We start from the raw sequence: 22,746 nt of genomic DNA, 5'->3' as shown, positions 1-22,746 counted from the left end.
CGAACTCTCTATCTATGGCCAGTGCGCTTTCTGTTTCATCTCGAACCGGAGCGACTGATTGGATCTATGTTGCGAAGGTGAGAGCACTCATTGAACTTGGGAATTCGAAACCTGATGTGTCGAAGTGAACGCAAAGAGTGTCGAATTTTTCAAGTGGGTGCACAGGCAGGAACAACATGTTTAGCGACTCAGAGGAACGACTTTCTCGCCGTCAGTGAATCGCTTCAGGTGGGCGTCGATGACTTGTTGACCCGGAGCGAGTCCAGCCACGATCTGAATGGAAAGTCCATCGTCCAGACCGGTTTCAACCGGAGAGACGGAAACGGTGGAGTCACCTTCGACGATGTAAACGTAGGCTTCGCCCGTCTCCGAAAACCGCACAGCGCGAGCGGGTAACATGGTCGCAGCGATTTTTGTCGAGAGTGAAATCGATGCTTCTCCGAACATCCCCGGAATCAATTTACCGTCGGAGTTCTCGACTTCAGCTTCGACCAACATCGTACGCGTGCTCGGATCAAGGTCTCCTGCGAGTCGTGTCACGCTGGCAGTCATTGGCTCTTCGTCGGGGAACGATGGGAATCGGAGAGTAATGGAATCGCCTCGTCGAATCAGAGCGGCGTCGACCTCCGGAACGGGAATCTGAATGCGAACGGTCTCCATTTGACTGACGACAAATAGAGGCTTACCGCTGCCGACTTCACTTGTCTCCCGCACGAGATCTCCGGGATCAACGTGTCGTTGAGTCACAACCCCAGCGAATGGAGCTTTGAGAGTGGAGTAGTCAATCAGAACATCAATTTCTTCAAGCTGCCGTTGAGCGATGGCAGTCTCGGCTTCATCCGCTTTGAGATCCGCTTGAGCCGAGGTCAACTGTGCCTGAGCGACTGCGACGTCTGCTTCGGCGGAGTTGATTGCCGAAGCTGTGGCTTCTTTGTTGGCTCGTTCTGAATCCCGCTTCTTTCGAACTTCATCCAGCACGCGACTTTCTAGCGACTGACGCTGCACAAGATCTTGAGTTCGGTTGAATTCCGCTTCCATTGCAGCCAGCGAAGCGTCCGCGCGATTCATTTCGGACTTGGCTTGAGCGAGTTTGGCTTCCGCTGATCGAACGTTGGCCTCAGCCAGTTGAACGCCTGCCTGAGCTCGGGCTTCTTCAGATTCAAAACGAGTGATTCGGGCTTCGATGATTTCTCTTTGTTTGCGCATCTCTGGCACATTAATGACCGCCAGGGTTGCGCCTGCTTCGACAACGTCTCCGATGTCCGCCTTCACTTCACCGACATAGCCTGAAACCTTGGCACGCACCTCAGCCCGATAGTACGGATGCACCGTGGCAGGCTGTGTCGTTGTACGCTGAACTTTCGTTTCCGAAGCAGAAACCAATTTGACTGGGATCGATTCCTGCTTCTCGGCTCTCTGCGGACTTGGCTGTTGGTTCGCGCAGCTGGAAATCCCAATTGAAACGATGAGCAAGATGGCGAATTTGCCGTAAGCACGAAAAGCAGATCGCATCATGTGCGGAGGTCTCCTCTAAGCGACGTTGACCAAGCTTTCACTACCGAAAGAAGGGCCGAAGTCTCGCTAGTTTTTTTCGACAGTATAAGCTGGGGCGGAACCCTTCGCGATGAGCTGGGGATTAGAATCCGCTAATCATTCAACGACGCATGCGCGAATCGACACGCGAATGGCCGAACTAGAGCAAGTTGCTCCTTCCTGTGCACTCGCTTGCACTGTTTCGTAAGTTAAAAGGCTGTGTTTGCTCGTGCGAGATCGTGCACACAAAATCAGAAAATGCTCTAAAAATCAGTGCCATTGTTTCAGGCGGTTCGACCGGACCTGTCTGATGAGACGCATTTCAGTGAGGAGCAGCGATCTGTCGAATTGTTTGGCTGATCAATCTCGTTTTCACGGTAGGATGTGTCCAGAACTACTCGTTCGCCAGCAATCGGCCATCGCAGCCAGGTATTGCACTCAATCGGACTATTTCGCAGCGAATGCCGAGTATTCCGAGCCCGTGAGGACATCCGAACTTGACCAGTTCAAGGTATCAAATACGAGGATTTCCACGACCGAGGCCGAAACATTTCTCATCCGAAGGTCGCCCAACACCATCCAAGAGTCGAACGAGTCACCCTCTTCAATTCGGACCGTCGCACACAAGCGGAACTCGCGAGGAAGCGTCGATTACGGCGGAACACTGGTTCTCGACGGAAGAGAATATCGGCCCAAGCTCATCGGAGAGCGACCGGTCGGACCGAACGTGATCGTTGCCAGTGAAACTGTGGGTGGTGGAGATAAAGTCCTTGAAGATCGAAGGTTGCGCACGATGCCGCAAGTCGAGCCGACGCTCGACGTAGTGAACATGAACCTTCCGGCCGCACTTTCGATGGTTGGCGGACAGCATCCGGCAGTCGGATTGGCACAATGGCGAGTGCAGGAAGCATATGCGCAGCTTGATCAAGCCGAAATGCTATGGCTTCCTTCATTGCAGGCGGGAATGGGGTTCAATCGTCACGACGGAAACCTCTTTGCAAACATCTGGGCGACAGCAGATCCTAATTGAAACCCTTAACGTTCGTCGAGAAATGCGGTTTTGAGCCGGACCTGGCTGATGTTCACTTTTGAGACCAACTCGCGAATCTCAGCGGTGTCTTCGTACTCAGCATGGTTGTCACCGTGCTCTTTGTCCTCGTTGTAGTGTTCAACCTCATGTTTCAGTAACTCAAGTTGCTCGCGGAGAATTCGAGACTTGATGCGGTGGTAGTCGCTCAGTTTCCAATCTCGCAGGTAAACTCCGACCTCAAGTTTTCGGCTCCAATCTTGGTAGATATCAATCCAGTACTTGGAGTGAACTTCGTCTCCGACGAGGGCTGCTCCAAGGGCTTCCGCTTTGGCGATGTTCATCTCTTCGAGAACTTCTCCGGGGGGCGGGTAGTAGGCGTAGCACCCCAGGATGCTGGCGAAAACAAGGCCAACGAGAAAAAGTCCGCCGAGGACTGGAGCAGGGACGATGATATCGAAACGGCTCGGTTCGGCCGTCTCCTGTTGCTTCTCAAGCCAAGCCTCGATGCGGCAGTTTCGATCAAATAGGTTGAGGATTAGGCCAAACAGAACGACAGCCCCTAAGGCAATGCTGGCATACAGCTCGTAAGGTTGGATGTCACGTTTGAGTTTTTCGATTACAACCTGTGAGGCATTCGGGACGACACCGTGAAATGGCCGGCAATAAATGTCGAACGCGTGAGTATGGTCGGCAGCATCGATTTCGTGTGGGTAGAGCGGACGGTCGACTCCGTACGCCAGACCGAGAACGATCGCCAGTAAGAGTGCGAACCAGACTCCACACTTCTTGAGCCCGTATTGCCGCCACATCCAGGCAGCCAGCCCGAGATTCATACCTGCCCCGAGGACCAGCAACACGAAGGCTGCACCCGGGGAATTGGCGTGCTGGAACATCATTCCCAACTGGCTCATGGCGAGCATCGGAGTGGCATAGACGGGGACAGCAACTCCGGACATGGTCAGCGGAGCGAAGGGATTGTCTCCGTTCATCGCGTGCTGCAAGCCACCAGCAGGGATGATCACTCCCAACATGGCGACTCCAATCAAGCCGATGAGAATGAAGATCGCCGAAACTCCTCCCGCTTCTCGACCAGCTGCAACGGCGATCGAGAGCATTCTCTTCAATCCAAACGCGACTTCCGCTGGAGGCGGTTTGGTGTTGCCGCTGTCAGGGAAAATTCGATCCCAGACGAATCCGACTCCGGTCACCACGAGCAGCGAACAGAATGCGAACGTGATAATGGCCCAGGGTTCCGAGAGTGTCAGTCCGTATAAAACGGATAGGGGATTGAACAACGGAGCTGACATGGCGAAAGCCAGAATCGTTCCGCCTTTCAAGCCTGTGCGACGCAATTCGCGAATCACTGGAATGACACCCAGCGAGCAAATTGGAAGCAGCATCCCGATGCCCCATGCCTGCACCAACGACCGTCGCGAGTTGTCTCCAAACATGCGAACTGTCAGGTCGCGTCCCATGAGTCGTCGAAAGACTCCGGCGATAATCAGGCCAGCAAGAATGAACGGAGCAGCGCTGAACAACGATTGCAGGAACCGGAGCAGAAAACTCCAGATGAGTGTTTCAGCCATTCTGTTGTTCTCCAGCTACGGTCGGTTCGGAAGTTTGGGAATCTTCGACTTGTTGAGGATTAGCGCCCGGGTGTGACAAATCCGAAAATGGAACGATGGCTTCGAGTTCGTCGAGATGACTGTTCCAACTCTCAGGTGGTTGCTCAGAGGATGGAGAGGCTGCAATTTTGCTGAGTTCCTGGCTGGTCTTTTGGACCGTTTCCCAGTTGTCACGTCTGAGGTCGCTGTCTGCCGCGAGTTCAGGAAGCCAGACAATGATGTCGATCATTTCCTGTTTCATCTCGTCGGATGCTGATCCGTCGAAAAACGCTGCCTCTCGCGAATTCAATTCCGACACAGCCTCTGCAAAGTTCTTGGGTTTGTGAGCGGGGATCACGTGCTCGAGGTGCTCTTCGGTCTCACTGTCGCTGCACCCGAAGCATGCAGAAATCATGAGTACGACCGCGAGGCGCTGAAGCCTGAGAAAACGGCTGGATACCGTTGGATGCGAGGACATTGGGGTGTCTTTCTGACAGGACCGACTCAACTTCATTTCATTGTTTCGAGCCAACAAGTGGCAGGGCTGATGAAGCGAGAACACGTCAATATGTAGAGCGAATCAGGATGAAGACAGAACTGGGTCTTTGAATGCAGGATCGATACTGAACCACTCTCCGCGAGCGATCAAAACACGTTACTTATTGCCACTTTTATTGATTCGTGTACAGGTGAAAGCGAATTGCATCAATCAAATCCACCAGGAACCTCGACTGATTCCGTCAATTCGTGGATAAGGACTCTGGAGTTGCTGTGCTCGACGCCAAGTCGAACACTCAGCACGGGCTCAGCAGTTTCCTGAACATCGTCCGGGGTGACGAAGTCACGGTCACGCAAGAACGCCAATGCTTGACATGTCCGTTGCCAGATGAGTAGCCCTCGGGGGCTGAGCCCAAGATGGATGCGAGGATGGTTTCGGCTCAGTTCACCGAAGTCCAGCAGATAGTTCTGAATGCATTCGTCGACATATATCGCTTCGACGGTTTCTTGTGCCTGTGCCAGCGATTCGCTGGACAGGATCGATGAGCTTTGATCGAGACTCTTGCTCTTTGAACCGGTGGCTGCTTGCAGCATTCCGAGTTCATCAAGGCGAGCCGGGTAGCCGACGCTTAATTTCATCGCGAAGCGATCAAGCTGAGCTTCCGGAAGTGGATAGGTTCCGTGTTGATCGATGGGATTTTGAGTCGCCATCACGAAAAACTGTTCAGAGAGCTGATGGCATTCTGCGTCGACAGTCACCTGTCGCTCGGCCATCGCTTCCAGAAGAGCACTTTGTGTTCGTGGAGTCGCCCGGTTAATTTCGTCGGCGAGTAGAACGTCGGCAAAGACGGGGCCTTTATGGAATTCGAACTCATGACTCCGCTGATTAAAAATACTGAACCCGGTGATGTCGCCGGGCAACAGGTCGGGAGTACATTGAACGCGCGAGCATGAACCCCCAATGGCCGTTGCCAGTGCTTTGGCGAGAGTTGTTTTTCCGAGTCCCGGCTTGTCTTCCAGCAAGAGGTGCCCACGTGCCAACAAGCAGACGAGAACTCGCTCGACGACTTCAGGTTTGCCTTTCAAGATGGAGTTCAGTCGACTCTGGACAAGGCGAAATTCTTCGCGCAGTTCAGTGTCGGAGTGCGTTGCTTTGGTTGTCATCGCGTGTCCGACCGTACTTTCATTTTCTAAGAAGTTCACCATGATTTGCTCGGGATTCGGGTGGATGAGATTCCACGATGTTTTTCTCTAAGCTGTCGTTGGAAGGCTGTTCGTTGTACAGACCGCGAAACCAACTCAGAGAGCAGTTCCGTCCAATCACATGACAGAGTTCAATGGTCTCAGGAGTCAGGTTATTCAAGTGGCGAGCGTAGGCCGCGATGTCAATTTCACGGCGCAACTGATAGAGCATTTGCGATTCTTCGACGTGTGAGTTGCATGCCATCAGTTCGCTCAACCACTGATGATGCGTAATCGAGATTTTCGGTTGGTGCCCAATCAGACGAGCACGCTGTCGTAGGAGTTTCAGTGTGTTAGCAACAGCGAGATCTGGAGTGCGCCAAAGCTTCAACCGCCAGAGACCTGTTTCAAAACGATCGACGAGCCAGCATCGCGCCCACCAGAGAGCGACGAGAGTCAGCCCAGCGGCGATTGCCAGTATCCAGTGACGGATAATGAGATCGATCCCAGCGACGATGACGTTCCAGGCTTCCTGAAACAGCCCGAGTGGTGGTCCGAGGACTTCGTATCCGGGGGTTGCTTCGACAGTGATCCAGTCTTCGGCATAGACTCGAACTTCTGTCCAGAAGTGAACATCTTCAGCAAGTACTGGAGTGTGCTGCGAATCGGCATCGTATCGATTTGGATCGGCATAGAATCCACTCACTACCCGTGATGCATATCCCAGGCTTCGCAGCAACAGCGCCGCAGCGGTTGCGAATTGATAGTCAGGCCCCTCATGAGATTCGAAGAGGAATTGTTCCACTCCGGGCGTCTCCGTGTCCTGCGGTCTCCAGTCAGGATTGAGTTTGTAGTGAGTGCGAAGATAGTCTCGGACAGCTGCGATCTGAGGCCATCCTTCGTCAATACCGTCACAGATTTGCTCCGCAAGGTCGTCCAGAGCTTCACGATCGATATTCGTCGGGATGACGGAGATTGCTTGATCCGTGTGAGCCCTCAGAAACAACTTCTCTTCAGTGTTGAGCGCATCCCAATCGATTGAACGGGACGCTACATGAATCGGCACGAGACTCGGCAGTGATTTCCGGTCGAGAGCCACCAGCCCGGGAGGTCCATGTTGGAACATATCGGGCCGATCGACGAGGTCAATATGAATCCCGTGCGTGTAGAGCGGCGATGGAATGACATTCGTGTCGAGATTGATGATCTTTAACGCATGCGTTTCCGCCGGGCCGAGGAACTCGTGAAATTCACCCGCGTCATGCAGTCGTAGCCAGGGCTTGCCAGCTGACTCCGAGATCTCGAAAGGTTTGTGGTGGAGTCGTTGCTTTTGCGGATACCAGGAGATTCCGTCGAAGAGATCATAGATTTGTGACCGAAGATGAAGTGGCACCCGCCCCGCCACATAAAACATGGCGTCGCTGTCGACATCTTTGACTTTTCGTTTCTCTGAATCCTTGGTAGGTTCACGCAGAGTTGAGAATTCCCGGTTGGCTTTTTTGATTTGACTGTGAAGGTGCTCTTTGGCTCGGGCACCAAGTTCCGGAGGAAGTGCGATGGCCCGGTCGCTCGTGTTCATCTTCACCTCTTCCTGATAGAGGTCGTCGAACACGTCGTACAGACTCGGCTTATCGTCCTGCATAAACGGAGCGTCTTCGATGGGAGCAAAGCTTTGAATCGAATCTGTCCCAGCGACGAGTCTTTCTCCGCTGCCCACTCCGTTTCGCGAATAGGGACTGTCGTCTCCCGTTCCCCCAGAACTGGGAAGAAATCCATGAAGGGCCATCGCTGCCCGCTGATTCGCACTGATCGCGCCGATTCCGACAACGATCAACAAGATGGGAACAGCAACGACCCAGCGAGGCCAACGGACTTTTTCCCGACCTTTCAGACGCCGACTGACGTTTTCCCAGTGCGAAACCGAAAGCCAGACGACTCCACCAAGTGCAAACGTTCCGGCGAGCCAGTGGGTGATTCGATCGTGACAGGTGGTGACTCCAAAAATGACCAGAAAGAGGCTGAGAGCCACAGTCAGTTTTTGCGGAGCAGGTTTCACGCTGGCGATCGCAAGTCCGATGACGAGATTCCGAATCGCGCTCATCGTGATGATTTCAAACGGCTGACCGCTGTCGAGAAATTGTCGGGAGATGCCTTCCCACGCCAGAGCACTCAATCCGGCAAGGACGAGCAGAGGAGAAACGAAGAGGTCATGACCGAGTCGTTCAATTCGCCGGCGAAACCACCAGGAAGCGATCAGCATCCCGAAAGTTTGAAGCAGCAAACATCCCCAGAAAAGCGCCCCGTAATGCTCATCTGCAACAACGATGGCATGGACAAGTACCGCAATCGCTGCGAGAAGCAATGTCATCAGCTGCGAAGAGGTACTCGAAAGATCATCAATTCCTTCAGGCTGTGAATGAGCACTCTTGAGAGTCTTGCCTTGCAGCGAAACTGGACTGGAACCGGCTGACTGAGCGGGATCACTGGACATGACACGCCTTTCGCCAACGAGCGGGAAGGACATCCCGAAGCACTTCATCGGATTTGACGTCCAGCCAGGAATGGCAGTCGCAATCAGCCTGCTTCGACGGTGAAGAGTCTTGGGCATCCCCGTTCGTCTGGACGACGATATATCGCTCGCCGCGGGAGACGTGCGGGTGAGTCCGATGGTGACGCAGAGCGAGGTCTGTGGTCACAGCGATCGTGGGAAGACATCGAGTCGGTTGATCGAAATGGCAAGAGTGATGGCAATGAATTCCGTCGGCGGGTACGCGGGCCAGTGCATCCAATCCGCGACGCAGATCTCCGAAGGAACTGCCGATTGGAATCAGTTGTTCGTGAATTTGAAGTTCGATGAACGCATGATTTCGATGCATGGATTCGATGATGCTCGCTGCAATCGAAAGAGCTTGTTCGAGTGAATTTCGGCGGGAGTCAAAACGGTGTCGAGAGTGATCGATGTCGACGAGAAGACGCACTGCAGATGTTGCGGGAGTCTGTCTTTCCATCACAATCAGCTTTCCCGTCCGTGCTGTCTGCAGCCAATGCACTTGTCGCAGTGAATCTCCCTCGCGATACGGTCGGATTCCGATCATCTCGCCGGTGTCGCCGCATCGGCGGTCAGTCAGCTGATCTTCCCGTGTTTGAATGTCGACGACATCAGGCATCGCATCCAGAGGCACCGATTCTGGCCAGACCACCAGTTCGCTCTTGAGCTCAATCGGAACGAAAGCCTGCCAGAATCCAAACGGGAACGCAGTATCGACTTGTGGCAGTCCTTGAGGAAAAACACCACGACTGGGAGGGGTGAAAACCCATTCGAATTCAGTGTCGGACCAGCCCTTCACGCGGGCCAAGGAGATGCCTTGAGACTCATCGACTCCGTCGTGAAATCCTCGGCGAATCGACAATCCCCACGCGGGCCAGGGGTATCGGTTTTTGATGCGTAACTGAACGAGGGCGGAATCGCCAAATCGGCATCGCGTTTGAATGAATTCAGCTTCGGCGCTCAGCCCGCGCGAGCAAATCCATGGCCAGACAGCTCCCAGAAGACCGACGAGCAGAATTGCAGCTAGAATCGCGAAGCCGACCGGATTGACGAAAAGTCCACAACTTCCCGCGACAATCGCTGCAGCAGCCAGGCACGCCAACGGGTGCTTAATCCAATAAACCCAGCGATTTGCCCAAGGGCAAAAATCATGGTTCAGAACGTTGTGAGCTTTGTGAAGTGATTCGTGAATAACCTTCACTTCGAACCTCTGGGGCTGCAAAAAGGCTTGTCGTTGCGACAGTGAAGTAATATTGGACTCTAGTTGCACAACTGTTGCAACCGAGTCGGTTGTGAATATGTCATGAAGATGCGTTAGACGGGTGAAGCATCGGAAAGTCCGGATTCGGATGAAGCTGGCGACGACTTGCTTCCGCTTTGCTGTGATTCCAGGCAGTCGAAGATCGTCGAGTGACAAAGCTTTCATTCAGTTGAGTGTCTGAACTTCTTGTAGCGTAATTGTTTACGGTGTCGTTCGAGGGCTTGTTCTGAGCCGTCGAGGTGCTCAACACAACCGATCGCGGAGCATTCAGGTGCTGAATGGAAGCTGGATTGCGGAAGTGGGCGTTGTCGCCGCTTGTTTTCCAAAACGCATGAAGCTTGAGCCTCCAGCATGGATGAATCCCGCTCAGGTTCGCACGTGATCAACGTGTTGAGCAAAATCCTGAAGCAAGTAGCGGAGGTAGCCTTTTGCACGGCGGTGATCGCAAAGTTTTTGCGGTATGCCTGATTAGTTCGATGAATTTTCTCAGTCGGTGGGCGCGCCTCTGAAGATCATCAAAAGAAATGATTATGTAGGCACGCTCCTTGCATCTGTGGTGTTTTGTCGACGCAGCTCGCTCGCTTGTTCGAATGGCGGGCGACTCTCTCGCGATGTGCGCTGAGGGGCAGCGTCTCTCTCTCTTCCGACTTCAAGAATCAGGAATAATCCAATGAAAAATCAGGAGACTTTCTGCACTGATGAAGATCTCAGTAGCTGGGAACGTGTGAAGCGAGCCTTCGCGAACGACTGGGAGCAAACGAAGGCAGACTTCGGGGACGATAGTTCCCGAGACATGGATCAGGATGTCGATGACACCATCAAGCAGGCCATGGGAAGCGACGACTCCTTTGAAAATCACGAGCAAGCCTTTCGGTTTGGGTACGCCGCCAAGCGTCGGTACACATCCGCTTACCCAAGCTGGAACGCTGACCTCGATGCGAAGTTGAAAGGCGAGTATCCGGGGAACTACGACCGGGATCGTCCGTTGATTCGTCACGCTTACGTCTACAAGTACCCCGTTTGATCGGAGGCTGACTTTGAGTGATCGAGTCTTGTGCGGATGTGATGGATTTCAGTGCCACTTTGATAGTCCATTGCATCCGCTTTTCGTTTTCGAAGCGAAGGGATGTCAGTGATGGCGAATAAATCGAAAGAGCAGGGTGACGCTCAGGACAAAATGGTGCGGCCTAAGCAGGCCCAGGACCATCAGCCTGGTCGAGAGTTTCAGATGACACCTCTTCCCGAATGGGATGTTCCTGACGAATTGAAAGGGGCTCGACGACTCGCAGGGAAGGTAGCACTGATCACAGGCGGCGATAGCGGAATCGGTCGGGCTGTCTCGGTGGCATTCGCACGTGAAGGAGCAAAAGTCGCGTTGGTCTACTTGGATGAAGACCGGGACGCACAAGAAACTTGCGCACTCATGGAAAAAGAAGGAGCAGAATGCGAAATCTTCTCAGGTGACGTGAGCGAACCTGCCTTCTGTCAGAGTGTGGTTGAGAAAACAGTCGCCAAATTTGGCCAGTTGGATGTGCTGGTGAATAATGCAGCAGAGCAACATCCCAAGGATTCCATCGAAGGCATTTCGCCTGAACAACTGCAACAGACATTTGCCGCGAATGTCTTCAGCATGTTCTACCTGACCAAAGCTGCACTTCCATATCTCGAGGCTCAAGCAGACTCTTCGATCATCAATACGACTTCAATCACAGCCTATCGGGGTAGCCCGGGCTTGCTCGACTATTCTGCGAGCAAGGGGGCTATTGTCAGCTTGACTCGATCATTGTCGCAATCTCTCGTTTCAAAGGGGATTCGAGTCAACGCCGTTGCGCCCGGGCCGATCTGGACACCTTTGATTCCTGCAACGTTCTCGGAAGAGAAAGTCGCGACCTTTGGAACAGACACTCCAATGGGACGAGCTGGGCAACCATGGGAATGTGCCACAGCGTTTGTGTTCCTCGCTTCTCGAGAAAGTTCGTACATGACGGGGCAGGTGATTCACATCAATGGTGGGGAAATCATCAACGGCTGAGTTGGTTTCCCAAAGCGAACGAGAATCGCCCGGCTTGATTGGTGTGAGTGTTGCCCGGGTCAAAGCTGGCTATGGCGTTGTATTTCACCTCCTGAGATTGATGTGTGGCACAAACCGCCTTTCAATATCGAGCCGATTCATACCCAATTTGCAGGATCGTGCGGGCTCGATTGAGCGAATTCTGAAAACGGGCTTCTTGTCGGTTGACATTCCAGAATCCCTTGTTGAGAATGAGTCTCAGTTGCAGTTGTGGCCACGCTCGTCAGGCCAAACTCAACTGATGAATTTGCTTCCGAGGTTTAGCCAGCCACCCAGCGTCGCAAGGCAGCCAGCCATGCTCGGAATTCGACGACACCCCTGTTGGAGTGTCCGTTTCCCAACGACGGTCCGAGTTCTGGAGGTTCTGGCATGCATCGCCACGAAAAATTGATGCGTTCGCGCGGGTTCACACTCATCGAGTTGCTTGTTGTGATCGCGATTATTGCGATCCTCATTGCACTTCTTCTTCCAGCAGTTCAACAGGCGCGGGAAGCGGCCCGACGAACTCAGTGCAAGAACAACATGAAGCAAATCGGTCTCGCAATTCACAACTATCACGACGTGTACTTGCAGTTTCCGAATGCGAATTCCGGCGGACTCAACTACTCGAGCCTCAGCGGCTCAAGTCTGTTCGCCAGCATTCTCCCGATGATCGAACAATCGTCAGCCTACAATCTCTACGATTTCACCAAGGGAAATGCAGATCCAGAGAACCAGGCTGTCGTGAGTCAGGTTCTTCCGTTCTATCTCTGCCCTTCGTCGCCATCGCGTCGACAGGTTCCGAGCTGTGATACAGATAGCGGAAGAGCCCCCGGGAACTACGCAGCCTGTATCGGGTCGAAAGACTTCAATCAGTACTGGTCGTTCTATCGTCTTCCACGACCGGAACTGGATGGAGCGATCGTCTACACAGACAGCACGCCCGGTAAGACGAAGTTTCGCGATTTCCTCGACGGAACCAGCAGCACCATGATGATCGGCGAAACGGCCTACAACCTTCCCGATTACAAGTTCAGTTCTGGAGACTGTGCGGGACAATCACGGTACTCGTTCACCTACTGGGCCAGCCCATACCCCGGATCAACGGCAGCCACGACGGAGTTCGATTTCAATCCTCGTGATATTGCAGAAGACGGCATTTTCGACAGCAACTGGACCCGCTCTTTCCGAAGCGATCACGTTGGGGGAGTTCAGTTCACCTTCTCTGATGGCTCGGTCCATTTCATCTCAGAAAACATCGATGCACAGCTTCTCGACGGACTCGCGACTCGATCTGGTGGGGAGATCATCGGTGAGTTTTAAGAGCAGGTTTCCTCAGTATTTTTTGAGCTGCGGACTGGCTGCTTTGATGATCTGCGCGATTGGGTGCGGATCTGGGGGCGAAGGACCTCCCCGTGCTGCTGTCGAAGGCTCTGTCACGTTAGATGATGTTCCCTTGAAAGAAGGTGTCGTGCGGTTTGTTCCAACAGGAGACACCGGAGGCCCCAAAACAACTGTTCCCATCAGCGAGGGCCAATTCAAAATCGATAGCGCATCCGGACCGGTAGTTGGTGAGCATCGAATTGAAATCGAGTCGACCGATGACGGTGGCTATGCCATGGATGACGAGCAGGCGATTAAACAGCTCAGGGAGCAGGGAATTAAGACGATCGAAGTCATCCGCGTTCCTCCTAAGTACAACAAGCGAAGTCAGCTTGTCGAGAGTGTCGCTGCGGACGGCCCGAATACTTACAGCTTTGAACTTTCCAGCAAGTAACTGGTGATCTCCTTTTCAGGACCATTATGATGAAGAATAATCTTGTGCTCAAATGCACGTTGTGTTTAGTTGCGTGGTGCGTTGTGTTCGGTCTTTCGAGTCGTGTGAATGCACACTTCATCTTTCTCGCTCCACAAGCGACGAAGGGCGACACCACTCGCATCGAAGTCTACTTCGGCGAAGATGCTTCCGCCGATGATCCTGCATTTCTGAAATACACAGACGGAATGAGTGCATGGGCTGTTCAGGCTGACAAAGAGATGAAAGCCTTGGAGATCGATCGCACAGAAGACTCTGTTTCGACAGCGATTCCAGCTGGCGAGACCGACAGTACGCTCATCGTCGCGACTCATGATCTTGGAGTGATGGATCGCGGTGACACCGTTTTTCGTCTGAAGTATTACGCGAAAACTGGGCCGTCAGTGAATTCAGCTGCTTGGACCTCGATTGATACATCGAAAGCTTTGAAACTGGACGTCATCCCTGAAGAAGCCGCAGACGGTATCAATCTGCACGTGCTCTTCAACGGCGAAGCAGTTGAAGGCAGTGAAGTCGTTGCCAGTGGACCCGAATTGTTTGAGTTCGAAGGAACAACCGGCGAGTCTGGAACCGTCGTCCTCCCGATTGATCAACCTGGGCTTTATTCGATCCGTGCCAAGCACGTCGAGCCAGAGTCAGGTGAGTTCGACGGTAAGGAATATCCAGAAACACGCCACTACACCACCTTGACATTGCGAGTGCAGTCCGACCTGTCACAGGCTGTGAGACGAGACCTCCAACCGCTTGAGCAGCCTGTGACAAGTTTCGGTGGTGCAATCCTCGGTGACAACGTCTACATCTACGGTGGACACTCCGGGTCAGCACACTCGTATTCCAATGAAGAGCAGGGACACACGCTTCTTCAATTGAACCTCGACAATGGTCAGTGGACTGAACTTGCTGATGGTCCTCCGCTGCAGGGATTGGCAATGGTTGCTCATGGCGACCGGCTTTATCGAATTGGTGGATTCACTGCCAAAAATGCTGAAGGCGAAGAGCACGACTTGTGGTCTCAAGACTCTGTCGCAGCTTACGACCTCAAGGAAAACCAATGGGTCGACATGCCTTCGCTGCCTGAGCCTCGTTCATCTTTCGACGCAGCTGTGCTCAACGACACGATTTACGTGATTGGCGGATGGCAACTCCAAGGTGAAAGCGACGAAGTTTGGCATCAGACAGCTTGGTCGATGGATTTGAATGCAGAAAACCCAGAGTGGACAGCCCTTCCAGCACCACCATTCCAGCGTCGAGCACTGGCAGTTGCAGCCTTCAATGACAAGCTCTACGTCATCGGTGGAATGCAATCGGAAGGCGGTCCAACAACCGCGATGAACATCTACGATCCGCAAACTGAAAGCTGGTCAGAAGGACCAGAGCTGGTCGTTGAAAAGGCAAAAGACGCTGATGATGACGATGACAGTTCCGGAGGTGGATTCTCCGCCGGGATGACAGGGTTCGGAGCATCGGCATTTGCCGCAGGCGGACATCTTTACGCCAGCACTTTCAAAGGCAACCTGCAGCGTCTCTCCGACGATGGTTCTCAGTGGGAGATTGTGGCCAAGACTCCTACTGCTCGATTCTTCCATCGTATGCTGCCAGTCAGCGACCACGAACTGCTTGTCGTGGGTGGAGCCAGCATGGCTGTCGGAAAGTTTGAGGAAGTCGAGATTCTCGACGTGAGTGAAGAGTAACCTGCATGTAACGATTCTTTGGTGGTTGCGGGAAACTCCCGCAACCACTTTTTTTTGCGCAGTGAACGATCGATCGACTGAGAAGCTGGAGAATGTTCGTGATTCTTGAACAAGCGGTGATCAAGTACGAAGCGGGCGATTTCGATTCTGCTCGGAAATTGACGAAGCAATTTCTGCATCAAAATGAACATGATGGTCGCGGTTGGGAATTGCTGGGCTTGATCCAATATCGAAGCCGCCAGTTTCCCAGTTCGGTTTCGGCTCTGGAGCAGGCGAGTCTCTATATTCCACTTCGCATCAAAAGTCGCACTTACCTCGCTTTGGGTTATGGCGAAATTGGTAAGCACGAACTTTCGAGAGATTTGCTCATCGATCTCATCGCTGATCCTGCCATTTCGGTCGCTCTCTTAATCGAAACTGCTACAGGTCTCGATTCGATTGGACGACCGGACCTGGCTGTGGATGCCTGCAGAAAAGCAACTGAACGAGATCCCGACAATGCGCAGGCTTATTACTCGCTGAGCTACTATGTTGCACGTGCTGGACTAACAACAGCGATTACAGAGTCGCTCGCGCGTCACGCGATTTCTCTCGATCCGACAAATGCCCGCTATCGAGTTGGGCTCGCTGGTCTATTGATGAGCCAGGACCGTCACCCGGAAGCTTATGAATTGGTCAAAAGTTTCGATGATGAGCAACTCTCTGGGATTCATTGCAAACAGTGCCTCGGCCGAATGCGCGATCTTTATCAACAGGCGGGCGATCATGATCGGATGATTCTCTGTCGAGAAAAGATTATGGAACTCGAAACACATGAGATGCAAGGTGGATGTTGATCTTCGACAGCCCGTCGACGTTGCTCGTCAAACCATGAATCGTATTGCTGTGTGAGTTCCGTTTTCGGGGAGGGCTGTGAAGTCATCAAAACGCTCAATCACTTGAGTGTTCTGGACGTTGAGATCTTCTTTCACATGAAGAACAAACGCCCCAATCGCAACGAACGCCATGACTCCAAGAAAGATCACGAGGAACAGAATCACCAGTGCTGGGGCTTTCGGCAACTGTATTCCGTCTGAAGATGGAGCGACCTCTACTGCATCCTCTTGCTTCGGGGCAGCTTCTTCGCCTTGGGTCACCATTTCTTCCTTCTGCTGTTTGTACGATCTCCAGCAGATTGAGAAGAACACGACTTCGAACGGGATCACCGCACCGACAATGACTTGAAACAGAGTTGGCCCCATCTCCCGGATTTGGAGCTGCGTCCCCGAGTAAAGTCCAGCCAATGCTCCCGCCAGTGTCGGTAGAATGATCACAATAGCTGTCCACCAGGAGGGGACCAGCTGATTCCAGTTTTCTGCCCAACTCTGCCAGCCAGAAGACATCCCACAACCGTTGGCAGGTTTTGAAATCGCAGCCACGAGTTCCATGATGTCTCCGGCGTTTTCGTCGTCTGTTTCCCTTTCGAGGTTTTCGATCAGCCTTTGAAGATCATCTCGGCGTGGCTCAAGTTGTTCCGTCACAGCGGTCTGGTTGAGCCGATAAACTGCCGAATAAACCACATAGAGGAAGATCGCTCCGATCCCGGCAATCACGCAAAAACTAAAAAAGCCACCTGAGCTATCCCAAGCGACATTCAGAAAGAATGCCATGATTGAGATGCAAAACGGGAGCAAGTACCACCAAAAGACATTCCGCAAGAGCCAGATTTGGTGTTCTGTCTGTTCGAGCGACTCTTTCGCGTAGAAGAGTAGCGGTTCGCCCGGCTGGCTCGGTCTTTGCGGATGGCGTGAACGGTCAACGAAGATGAAGCCAGCGACCCAGATCATCGCTGGGATGGACAAGTACCAGGTCCATGGCAAGGACAACATGCTTCCCATCACTAGCCAGATGGGGATCATCACGAGCGAAACTCCGACTTCACGGAAGTCACGCCAATAAATCATTGACTGAAAGCGGTCATGTGAACGATGGACTTCTTCCGTCAGAAGGTCGGTATTCATCGTGACGTTCATTTGAGCCTCGTCTGCTTTCCACGCTTGTCGATAATCGTCAAGATTCATCGCAACCTCCGTTCAAAATCGTCGCGAGTTTCTTCTTGACTCTGTTTAACTTCACACCAACGCGGTTCTCTGAAATTCCGAGCACTTCAGCCATTTCCCGATAGCTCAGTTCGTCGAGATACAGCAGGACGAGTGCCGCATCCGTCTTTGGCAATTGATGAATCGCTCGATAGAGTTCCTCGACCATCTCTTGTTGCAGAAGTTTCTCCGAGCAATCAGAGCGATTGGCCGCCGGAACGTTCATGTCCACCAGAGGCTGTTGATATTGGCGTCGAGGTTTGTCTTTCCGTTGCCAGTTCATGGCAGTATGCAGAGCGACGCGATAGAACCAGGTCGCTGCACTTGCCTTGCCCGAAAACTTCGGGACTGACCTCCACGACTGAAGCAGTATTTCTTGCGCCAAATCCTGGCACTCTTCGCTGTTGAGTGTGTATGCGCGAGCGACCTTCATGACCGAGGCGCTGTGCTCCTCGAGCCAGTTGATGAACACCAACTGTTGATCTTGATCATCCACGAACGGCCTTTACCCGGCGCGACAGACACTCATTCACCAGTGAATCTGCACCCTCACGTCAAATTGACGAACTCCACGAGCTCATACCTCGATTCGCAGGGTTTCAGGTCACTTCTAAGAATATTGGTCACACGAGGAAGAGATTACTTACAGCAAAATCTCGATTTCCTCCGGAAAGTGCCAAACGTAAAGAGGAGAGCGGGTTGCAAACCTTGATTCTGAGTGCGTAAAGACCAGCACTCACGAGACTTCTGAGTGGATGCAGCAAACTGGCAGGGAGCCAGAACATTTTCTGATTTTGTGTGCAAGATCTCGCACGAGCAAGCACAGCCTTTTAACTTATGAAGCAGTGCAAGCGAGTGCACAAGAGAGAGCAACTTGCTCTAATCCTTGTTCTCAGTCAGCCAGATGTTTCGAAACTTGACCGGTGAGCCGTGTTCCTGAAGCACGATCGGCGACGTGGGTTCTTCGGGAAATGCTGCATACTTGTTTCGGCGAAGCGAAAGTTCGACATCGTCATGAATCAGTTTGCCATTTAGGCGGATCGAAACTCGGGCTGCGTCTCGCTCGATTCGGTGACCATCTTCATCAAATCGTGCTGACTGAAAGTCCAGGTCGACCGTTTGCCACTTTCCGGGCGGGAGTGCCGCGTTGACCGCGGGCGAAGCAATTTCATAGATCGATCCACAGTCTGTGAGTCCAGGCTGTCTCTTTGCCGAACTGTCGAGGATTTGCATTTCGTAGAGCGGTCCGAAGAAAATTCCGCTGTTTCCTTGTCCTCCATCTTCAGGCAACTGAAACTCCAGGTGCAGCGAGTAATCGCGGAAGCGTTCCTTCGTAGACAGGAATTGCTTGCGTCGCTTGCCATTGTGTTCGAAGCCGATCTGCATCGCTTTGTCGTCAACAATTTTCCACTGGATTTCTTTCTGATCCTGCTTGGGATTGATCTTCAGAAAAGAGAACGGCTCCCAGGCATGGAAGTTGGAACCGTCAAAGAGCACAACGGCACCCTCAGGGGGAGCGAGTCCGAGTGTCGACTCTGATGAATTCTTTGACTTTTCGGCCGCATGGATCAGAGCTCCTGAGAACAAAATGATCATCAGTAGACCAGATAGAATCTGCAGCTTTTGATGATGAACTCTCATCGTCGACATACTCCGAATTGTTTTGATTTTGTGCTCTTCAAATACCGAGCGGTCAATCTCTCGATGCCAATGATAAAGCTGCCGCTGTCATGAAGTTCAGTCAGTTCACAACAGCGGCAGCGAGTCAGTATCGAAGTTTGATTGGATTGGTTTTCGTTAGTTTGTATGAGTAACTTATGCGAAAACTTACTCAATCAGGCGAACAGCGAGTATCGTGCTCTATTTCTTGAGGCTGATCAGGTACTTCAACAGGTCATTGAATTCCTGACGGCTCTTGAGTGAGCGAACCAATCCTTCGGGCATCATCGAGACCTTCGATTCGATCAACTCATCGACGGACTGATGGGAAATTGTAATCGGCTTCGGAGCTGCCAGATTTCGCAGGACGATTTCTTTGTCATCCTCGGAAATTCGGATTCCGGTGACGACTTTCCCATCGACGGTCATGACGTTGATCTGAGCAAACTCCTTGTCGATTTTCTGCGACGGATGCAGAACTGAGTTAACCCAGTCGACCGGGTTCACTTCTTTCTTGAGTTGTGTCAAATCCGGTCCCATTCGCGGAGCGTTTCCGGGTGGATCATGACATGCGAAACATGAAGCGGCTGAAGTGTAGAACAACCGTTTTCCACGTCGTTCATTGCCTTCTTCCAAGGCGATCTGTGCCAGTTCTTCCGGAGGCTGACTGAGAAGTTCCTTTTCGAGAGCCAGGTTGTTGATCTCTTCCGGTTGCTTCAAGTCTTCATCAGACATCAGCTCTTTTTCGAGCGGGTGAAGCTTCTCCAAATCTTCCGGCTTCCAGAAGGTCGTTCGATCCGATGACGCAGCGCGAACTGACGCAACGGTCTCCGCTTCAATTGGAGAGGCGTCGTTGCCCCATGTATTACGGACGAAGGTCAACACGTCCGCCATTTCGTTGTCGTTCAAGAGATCACGAAACGCAGTCATGGGAGGAACACCTCGAGCAGGATCGTAGGTCTTGCCTCGGACTTGCATCTTTCCCCACATTCCATGTAGCGCAAGTTTGATCAAACGTTCCTCGCTGCCGGTGACCCAGGGGCTTCCGACCAGTGGAGGATAGACAACTCCGTTGCCCTCACCACTTGTCTGATGACAGGTCGCACAATGTGATTCACGCTGGAAGATTTCGCTTCCTCGGCGATACGAATCGTGATACTTCCGGTCGAGATGGCGAGGCGGACGATAGGTCACCACGTGCAGTTCCGGTGGAGCGGCGAAGTCGGAGGCAAGCTTGGTGTCGAACTTTGTCCAGAAGTGTTGAACCGTTTTAGCAGCGACAGCGGCATGTGGAACTTCCGAGTTCAGCAGCTTTTCCAGTAGCTCGTCATTTGTGGCATTGTGCTGCTGGTGAAGCCACAATGCTTCCAGAATGTGATGGGCTTCTTCTTCGTCATTCGGATCAAAGTCTTTGGCCCAGGCTTGGGCTGCATCAATGACTTCATTGGAATCGCGGGCACTCAATTCGACTCGCGTGCGATGACGAACACCGTCGACCGGGTGCTTGAGATTCTCCAGAAGCTTTTCAATGGGTTGATCCGCAATCGCAACCGGTTCCTGCAGCGGTCGATCTTTCATGGTCAGACGCAGGATTCGGCCATGTTTGTGGTCACGACTGGGATCGCGAATATTGTGCTGCATGTGGCCGATGATCATGTTGTGCCAGTCGGCAACGTAGAGTGCTCCGTCTTCTCCGACAATAGCGTCGCTTGGACGAAAGTTGCGATCCTCACCGCTTAGAAGTTCCTGAACTGGAGTCCCCCAGACGTTTCCGTACTCGCGACGTCCTCCGTCTCCTCGATCGAGGTCGTATTGCTTGATTCCCAAGAATCCGATCACGTTGAGAATCAGGAAGTCTTGCTGCATCTCTTCAGGAAAGTGACCCGAGGAGAGAATTTCATTCGCCGGGACCGGACGGAATTCCTTCTCCAGCAGCGAGTGCATCTGGAAACCGTTGCCTTTAGGTCGAACCTGATACGATTTTCCACCGGTTCCGTCGTTGGCGTACAAGTATCCCCAACGATCAAAACTCGTTCCGTGCGGATTGGGGCTGTTGGCTGCGACTGGTGTGATGGCGAATGTCCGAGGATCGAAGCGATACATCCCCGAACCACCTGTGCTCAGGTTTTGCTTCCAGGGAGTTTCGTGATTGTGGACCAGAAAAATCCCGCTCTGCCAGTAGATTCCGCCGTCAGGTCCATAGATCAGATTGTTCGCAGCATGGTGAGTGTCGGAAGTTCCTAACCCTTGAAGAATCGGAAAGCGGACGTCGGCTTTATCATCTCCGTCAGTATCTTTGAGAAACAAAAGATCAGGACCGGATGTGACGAGAACACCACCACCCCAGAATTCGAATCCCAACGGGTTATGAACATGGGCAAAGATTTTCCGTTCGTCAGCGACGCCGTCGCGATCATTGTCGACGAAGATCATCAAGCTGTCTTTGAGATCATCACCCGGTTCCCATTTCGGGTAAGAGTTCCAGCTGGCAGCCCAGAGTCGTCCTTTTGCGTCGACTTGAAGTTGGACCGGATTGGCCAGGTCCGGGAACATGACTTCTGACGCAAAGATGTTGAGTTCGAAATCATCTGGAATCTTGATTTGCTCCAAGCTCTCCTCTGGAGAAAGGTAATCCGTACTGCCCTCTTTCTCAGCACTGGAACTGCGACTGCCGCCACCAACGTTGGTTTTAACGGTCACCGGAGAGGGCACATTAGTGTCGTCCGGCTGAATCGATTTTCCGCTCGCAGCTGCCCAAATCACGGGATCACGATTGGCCGTCATCAGGTCCAGCATCTTCAACTCGTGTACGAGCACGTCTGCGTTGGTTTGTCCGTCAACGAAGCTGAGCGTTGAGCGTGAACCCCAAATGTCGTTCCCGTCCGTGGCACGATAGCGATTGTGCCAGTGCCAGTTTTTGTCTTCGACTGATTCGTAGACCAACGGAAGATTTTTCTCGTCGACCGATGACTCGCCTGCAAGCTGTTTTGCGATGACATCAGCAAGCTTGCGGTATCCCAGTGCATTCAAGTGAATTCCATTCAGCGTCAGCTGCTCTTCAGTCGCTTCATATAACTTAAGAGTCGGAGTATATAAGTCGACAAAGGTTGCCCCTGAGATTTCCGCAGCACGTTGTGTGGCCAGCGTGTAAGCCTTGAGATTAGCATTTAATTCTTCACCGTCGGGCAGATTTCGATTTCCGGTGTTCTCATAGGCGATCGGACTGAACAATACGAATCTCGCATCGACTCCTGCTTCTTTGCGAAGCGCTCGATACTTTTCGACAAGCTTGACGAGTTCTTGCTCGTATGCAGAAGCCTTTTCTGGGCCACCGTGAGATTCATTGTAACCGAACATGATCCATACGACGCTTGGAGCGACGTGTTGCAGGTACTCGGTGTCGTTCGTGAAGCCTTTGTTTCGCGGACGTTCGTTAACGACATCACCGGAGAAACTCATGTTTCGAAAGCGAACATTCATTCCCTTCAGATTCGACTGCAACACCGTTTCGACCCAAGGGGCGTGTTGCATGCGATCTGCCAGCCCGTTTCCGAAAATGGCGACAACGTCATCGTTCTGGAATTCAAATAAATCTTCAGAACGGGCCTCCGTGCAAAGCAGGAAGCTGAGCGATGTGAAGAACATGCAGGCAGCCTTCACCGCGAGGCTGCGGAAAGGTGACAGCGTTCGTTGGCGATTTCTTTGATGCACTTGGTTTCTCTGTTTTTGGTGAATGGCTTTGAACAGAAGTAATCCAGGTTTTCCTTCGACAGGAAGTGTGGGGTTTACTTTGAGG

At 52.6% G+C, this 22,746-nt stretch carries 17 protein-coding genes; 7 read left to right on the top strand and 10 right to left on the bottom strand.

Going from position 1 to position 22,746, the window contains the following annotated elements:
• Positions 1 to 180: 180 nt before the first annotated feature.
• Positions 181 to 1,515: an efflux RND transporter periplasmic adaptor subunit gene (locus AB1L42_RS17800; RefSeq protein WP_367058998.1), complete on the bottom strand. Its 1,335-nt coding sequence runs from the start codon at positions 1,513 to 1,515 to the stop codon at positions 181 to 183.
• Positions 1,516 to 1,843: 328 nt separating this feature from the next.
• Between AB1L42_RS17800 and AB1L42_RS17795 the strand changes: the two genes are divergently transcribed.
• Entirely contained in the window at positions 1,844 to 2,563 is a 720-nt protein-coding gene (locus AB1L42_RS17795; RefSeq protein ID WP_367058995.1) for a hypothetical protein, read from the top strand.
• A gap of 5 nt (positions 2,564 to 2,568) precedes the next feature.
• On the opposite strand, the gene AB1L42_RS17790 is transcribed toward AB1L42_RS17795, so the two are convergent.
• The 5 genes from AB1L42_RS17790 to AB1L42_RS17770 form a co-directional block, all read right to left on the bottom strand.
• Positions 2,569 to 4,149, bottom strand: coding sequence for a permease (locus AB1L42_RS17790; RefSeq protein WP_367058991.1), 1,581 nt, complete (start codon positions 4,147 to 4,149; stop codon positions 2,569 to 2,571).
• A complete protein-coding gene (locus tag AB1L42_RS17785) occupies positions 4,142 to 4,645 on the bottom strand; it encodes a hypothetical protein (RefSeq protein WP_367058988.1) in 504 nt (167 codons plus the stop codon). The genes AB1L42_RS17790 and AB1L42_RS17785 overlap by 8 nt, the downstream gene beginning before the upstream one ends.
• A gap of 227 nt (positions 4,646 to 4,872) precedes the next feature.
• A complete protein-coding gene (locus tag AB1L42_RS17780; RefSeq protein WP_367058985.1) occupies positions 4,873 to 5,829 on the bottom strand; it encodes a MoxR family ATPase in 957 nt (318 codons plus the stop codon).
• A 19-nt stretch (positions 5,830 to 5,848) separates the two neighbouring features.
• Complete coding sequence (locus tag AB1L42_RS17775) at positions 5,849 to 8,338, bottom strand: transglutaminase-like domain-containing protein (protein WP_367058982.1); 2,490 nt, start codon at positions 8,336 to 8,338, stop codon at positions 5,849 to 5,851.
• A complete protein-coding gene (locus AB1L42_RS17770) occupies positions 8,328 to 9,596 on the bottom strand; it encodes a DUF58 domain-containing protein (RefSeq protein WP_367058979.1) in 1,269 nt (422 codons plus the stop codon). Before AB1L42_RS17770 ends, AB1L42_RS17775 begins: the two co-directional genes overlap by 11 nt.
• Positions 9,597 to 10,326: 730 nt before the next feature.
• On the opposite strand from AB1L42_RS17770, the gene AB1L42_RS17765 reads away from it, so the two are divergent.
• The 6 genes from AB1L42_RS17765 to AB1L42_RS17740 all read left to right on the top strand — a co-directional run bounded on the left by AB1L42_RS17765 (position 10,327) and on the right by AB1L42_RS17740 (position 16,049).
• Positions 10,327 to 10,680 (top strand): hypothetical protein, encoded by a 354-nt coding sequence (locus AB1L42_RS17765; protein ID WP_367058976.1) that lies wholly within the window; start codon positions 10,327 to 10,329, stop codon positions 10,678 to 10,680.
• 111 nt (positions 10,681 to 10,791) lie between these two features.
• Positions 10,792 to 11,688 (top strand): SDR family oxidoreductase, encoded by an 897-nt coding sequence (locus AB1L42_RS17760; RefSeq protein ID WP_367058973.1) that lies wholly within the window; start codon positions 10,792 to 10,794, stop codon positions 11,686 to 11,688.
• A gap of 408 nt (positions 11,689 to 12,096) precedes the next feature.
• Positions 12,097 to 13,029 carry a DUF1559 domain-containing protein gene (locus AB1L42_RS17755; protein WP_367058970.1) on the top strand — a complete coding sequence of 311 codons (933 nt, stop codon included), beginning with the start codon at positions 12,097 to 12,099 and terminating at the stop codon, positions 13,027 to 13,029.
• Positions 13,019 to 13,483: a hypothetical protein gene (locus tag AB1L42_RS17750; protein WP_367058967.1), complete on the top strand. Its 465-nt coding sequence runs from the start codon at positions 13,019 to 13,021 to the stop codon at positions 13,481 to 13,483. The genes AB1L42_RS17755 and AB1L42_RS17750 overlap by 11 nt, the downstream gene beginning before the upstream one ends.
• A gap of 26 nt (positions 13,484 to 13,509) precedes the next feature.
• On the top strand, positions 13,510 to 15,213 hold the full coding sequence (locus AB1L42_RS17745) for a hypothetical protein (RefSeq protein ID WP_367058964.1): 1,704 nt from the start codon (positions 13,510 to 13,512) through the stop codon (positions 15,211 to 15,213).
• A gap of 98 nt (positions 15,214 to 15,311) precedes the next feature.
• Positions 15,312 to 16,049, top strand: coding sequence for a tetratricopeptide repeat protein (locus AB1L42_RS17740; protein ID WP_367058961.1), 738 nt, complete (start codon positions 15,312 to 15,314; stop codon positions 16,047 to 16,049).
• Between the two features lie 27 nt (positions 16,050 to 16,076).
• On the opposite strand, the gene AB1L42_RS17735 is transcribed toward AB1L42_RS17740, so the two are convergent.
• The 4 genes from AB1L42_RS17735 to AB1L42_RS17720 form a co-directional block, all read right to left on the bottom strand.
• Complete coding sequence (locus AB1L42_RS17735) at positions 16,077 to 17,273, bottom strand: hypothetical protein (protein WP_367058958.1); 1,197 nt, start codon at positions 17,271 to 17,273, stop codon at positions 16,077 to 16,079.
• Positions 17,263 to 17,787 (bottom strand): RNA polymerase sigma factor, encoded by a 525-nt coding sequence (locus tag AB1L42_RS17730; RefSeq protein WP_367058955.1) that lies wholly within the window; start codon positions 17,785 to 17,787, stop codon positions 17,263 to 17,265. Before AB1L42_RS17730 ends, AB1L42_RS17735 begins: the two co-directional genes overlap by 11 nt.
• Before the next feature lie 383 nt (positions 17,788 to 18,170).
• The gene (locus tag AB1L42_RS17725) at positions 18,171 to 18,932 is read right to left on the bottom strand and encodes a DUF1080 domain-containing protein (protein ID WP_367058952.1); all 762 of its coding nucleotides are present in this window, start codon (positions 18,930 to 18,932) and stop codon (positions 18,171 to 18,173) included.
• A 219-nt stretch (positions 18,933 to 19,151) separates the two neighbouring features.
• The gene (locus tag AB1L42_RS17720; protein ID WP_367059074.1) at positions 19,152 to 22,595 is read right to left on the bottom strand and encodes a PVC-type heme-binding CxxCH protein; all 3,444 of its coding nucleotides are present in this window, start codon (positions 22,593 to 22,595) and stop codon (positions 19,152 to 19,154) included.
• Between the last annotated feature and the right edge of the window lie 151 nt (positions 22,596 to 22,746).

It is taken from the genome of Thalassoglobus sp. JC818, from assembly GCF_040717535.1.
Classification (GTDB): Bacteria; Planctomycetota; Planctomycetia; order Planctomycetales; family Planctomycetaceae; genus Thalassoglobus.
This window is presented reverse-complemented; position numbering and strand designations above follow the sequence as displayed.

Coding starts and splice junctions, on each gene's coding strand:
- AB1L42_RS17790 (WP_367058991.1), bottom strand. CDS start 4,149: ATGGCTGAAACACTCATCTGGAGTTTTCTGCTCCGGTTCCTGCAATCG.
- AB1L42_RS17745 (WP_367058964.1), top strand. CDS start 13,510: ATGATGAAGAATAATCTTGTGCTCAAATGCACGTTGTGTTTAGTTGCG.
- AB1L42_RS17720 (WP_367059074.1), bottom strand. CDS start 22,595: ATGTTCTTCACATCGCTCAGCTTCCTGCTTTGCACGGAGGCCCGTTCT.
- AB1L42_RS17735 (WP_367058958.1), bottom strand. CDS start 17,273: ATGAATCTTGACGATTATCGACAAGCGTGGAAAGCAGACGAGGCTCAA.
- AB1L42_RS17755 (WP_367058970.1), top strand. CDS start 12,097: ATGCATCGCCACGAAAAATTGATGCGTTCGCGCGGGTTCACACTCATC.
- AB1L42_RS17780 (WP_367058985.1), bottom strand. CDS start 5,829: ATGACAACCAAAGCAACGCACTCCGACACTGAACTGCGCGAAGAATTT.
- AB1L42_RS17760 (WP_367058973.1), top strand. CDS start 10,792: ATGGCGAATAAATCGAAAGAGCAGGGTGACGCTCAGGACAAAATGGTG.
- AB1L42_RS17765 (WP_367058976.1), top strand. CDS start 10,327: ATGAAAAATCAGGAGACTTTCTGCACTGATGAAGATCTCAGTAGCTGG.
- AB1L42_RS17725 (WP_367058952.1), bottom strand. CDS start 18,932: ATGAGAGTTCATCATCAAAAGCTGCAGATTCTATCTGGTCTACTGATG.
- AB1L42_RS17785 (WP_367058988.1), bottom strand. CDS start 4,645: ATGTCCTCGCATCCAACGGTATCCAGCCGTTTTCTCAGGCTTCAGCGC.
- AB1L42_RS17800 (WP_367058998.1), bottom strand. CDS start 1,515: ATGATGCGATCTGCTTTTCGTGCTTACGGCAAATTCGCCATCTTGCTC.
- AB1L42_RS17795 (WP_367058995.1), top strand. CDS start 1,844: ATGAGACGCATTTCAGTGAGGAGCAGCGATCTGTCGAATTGTTTGGCT.
- AB1L42_RS17775 (WP_367058982.1), bottom strand. CDS start 8,338: ATGTCCAGTGATCCCGCTCAGTCAGCCGGTTCCAGTCCAGTTTCGCTG.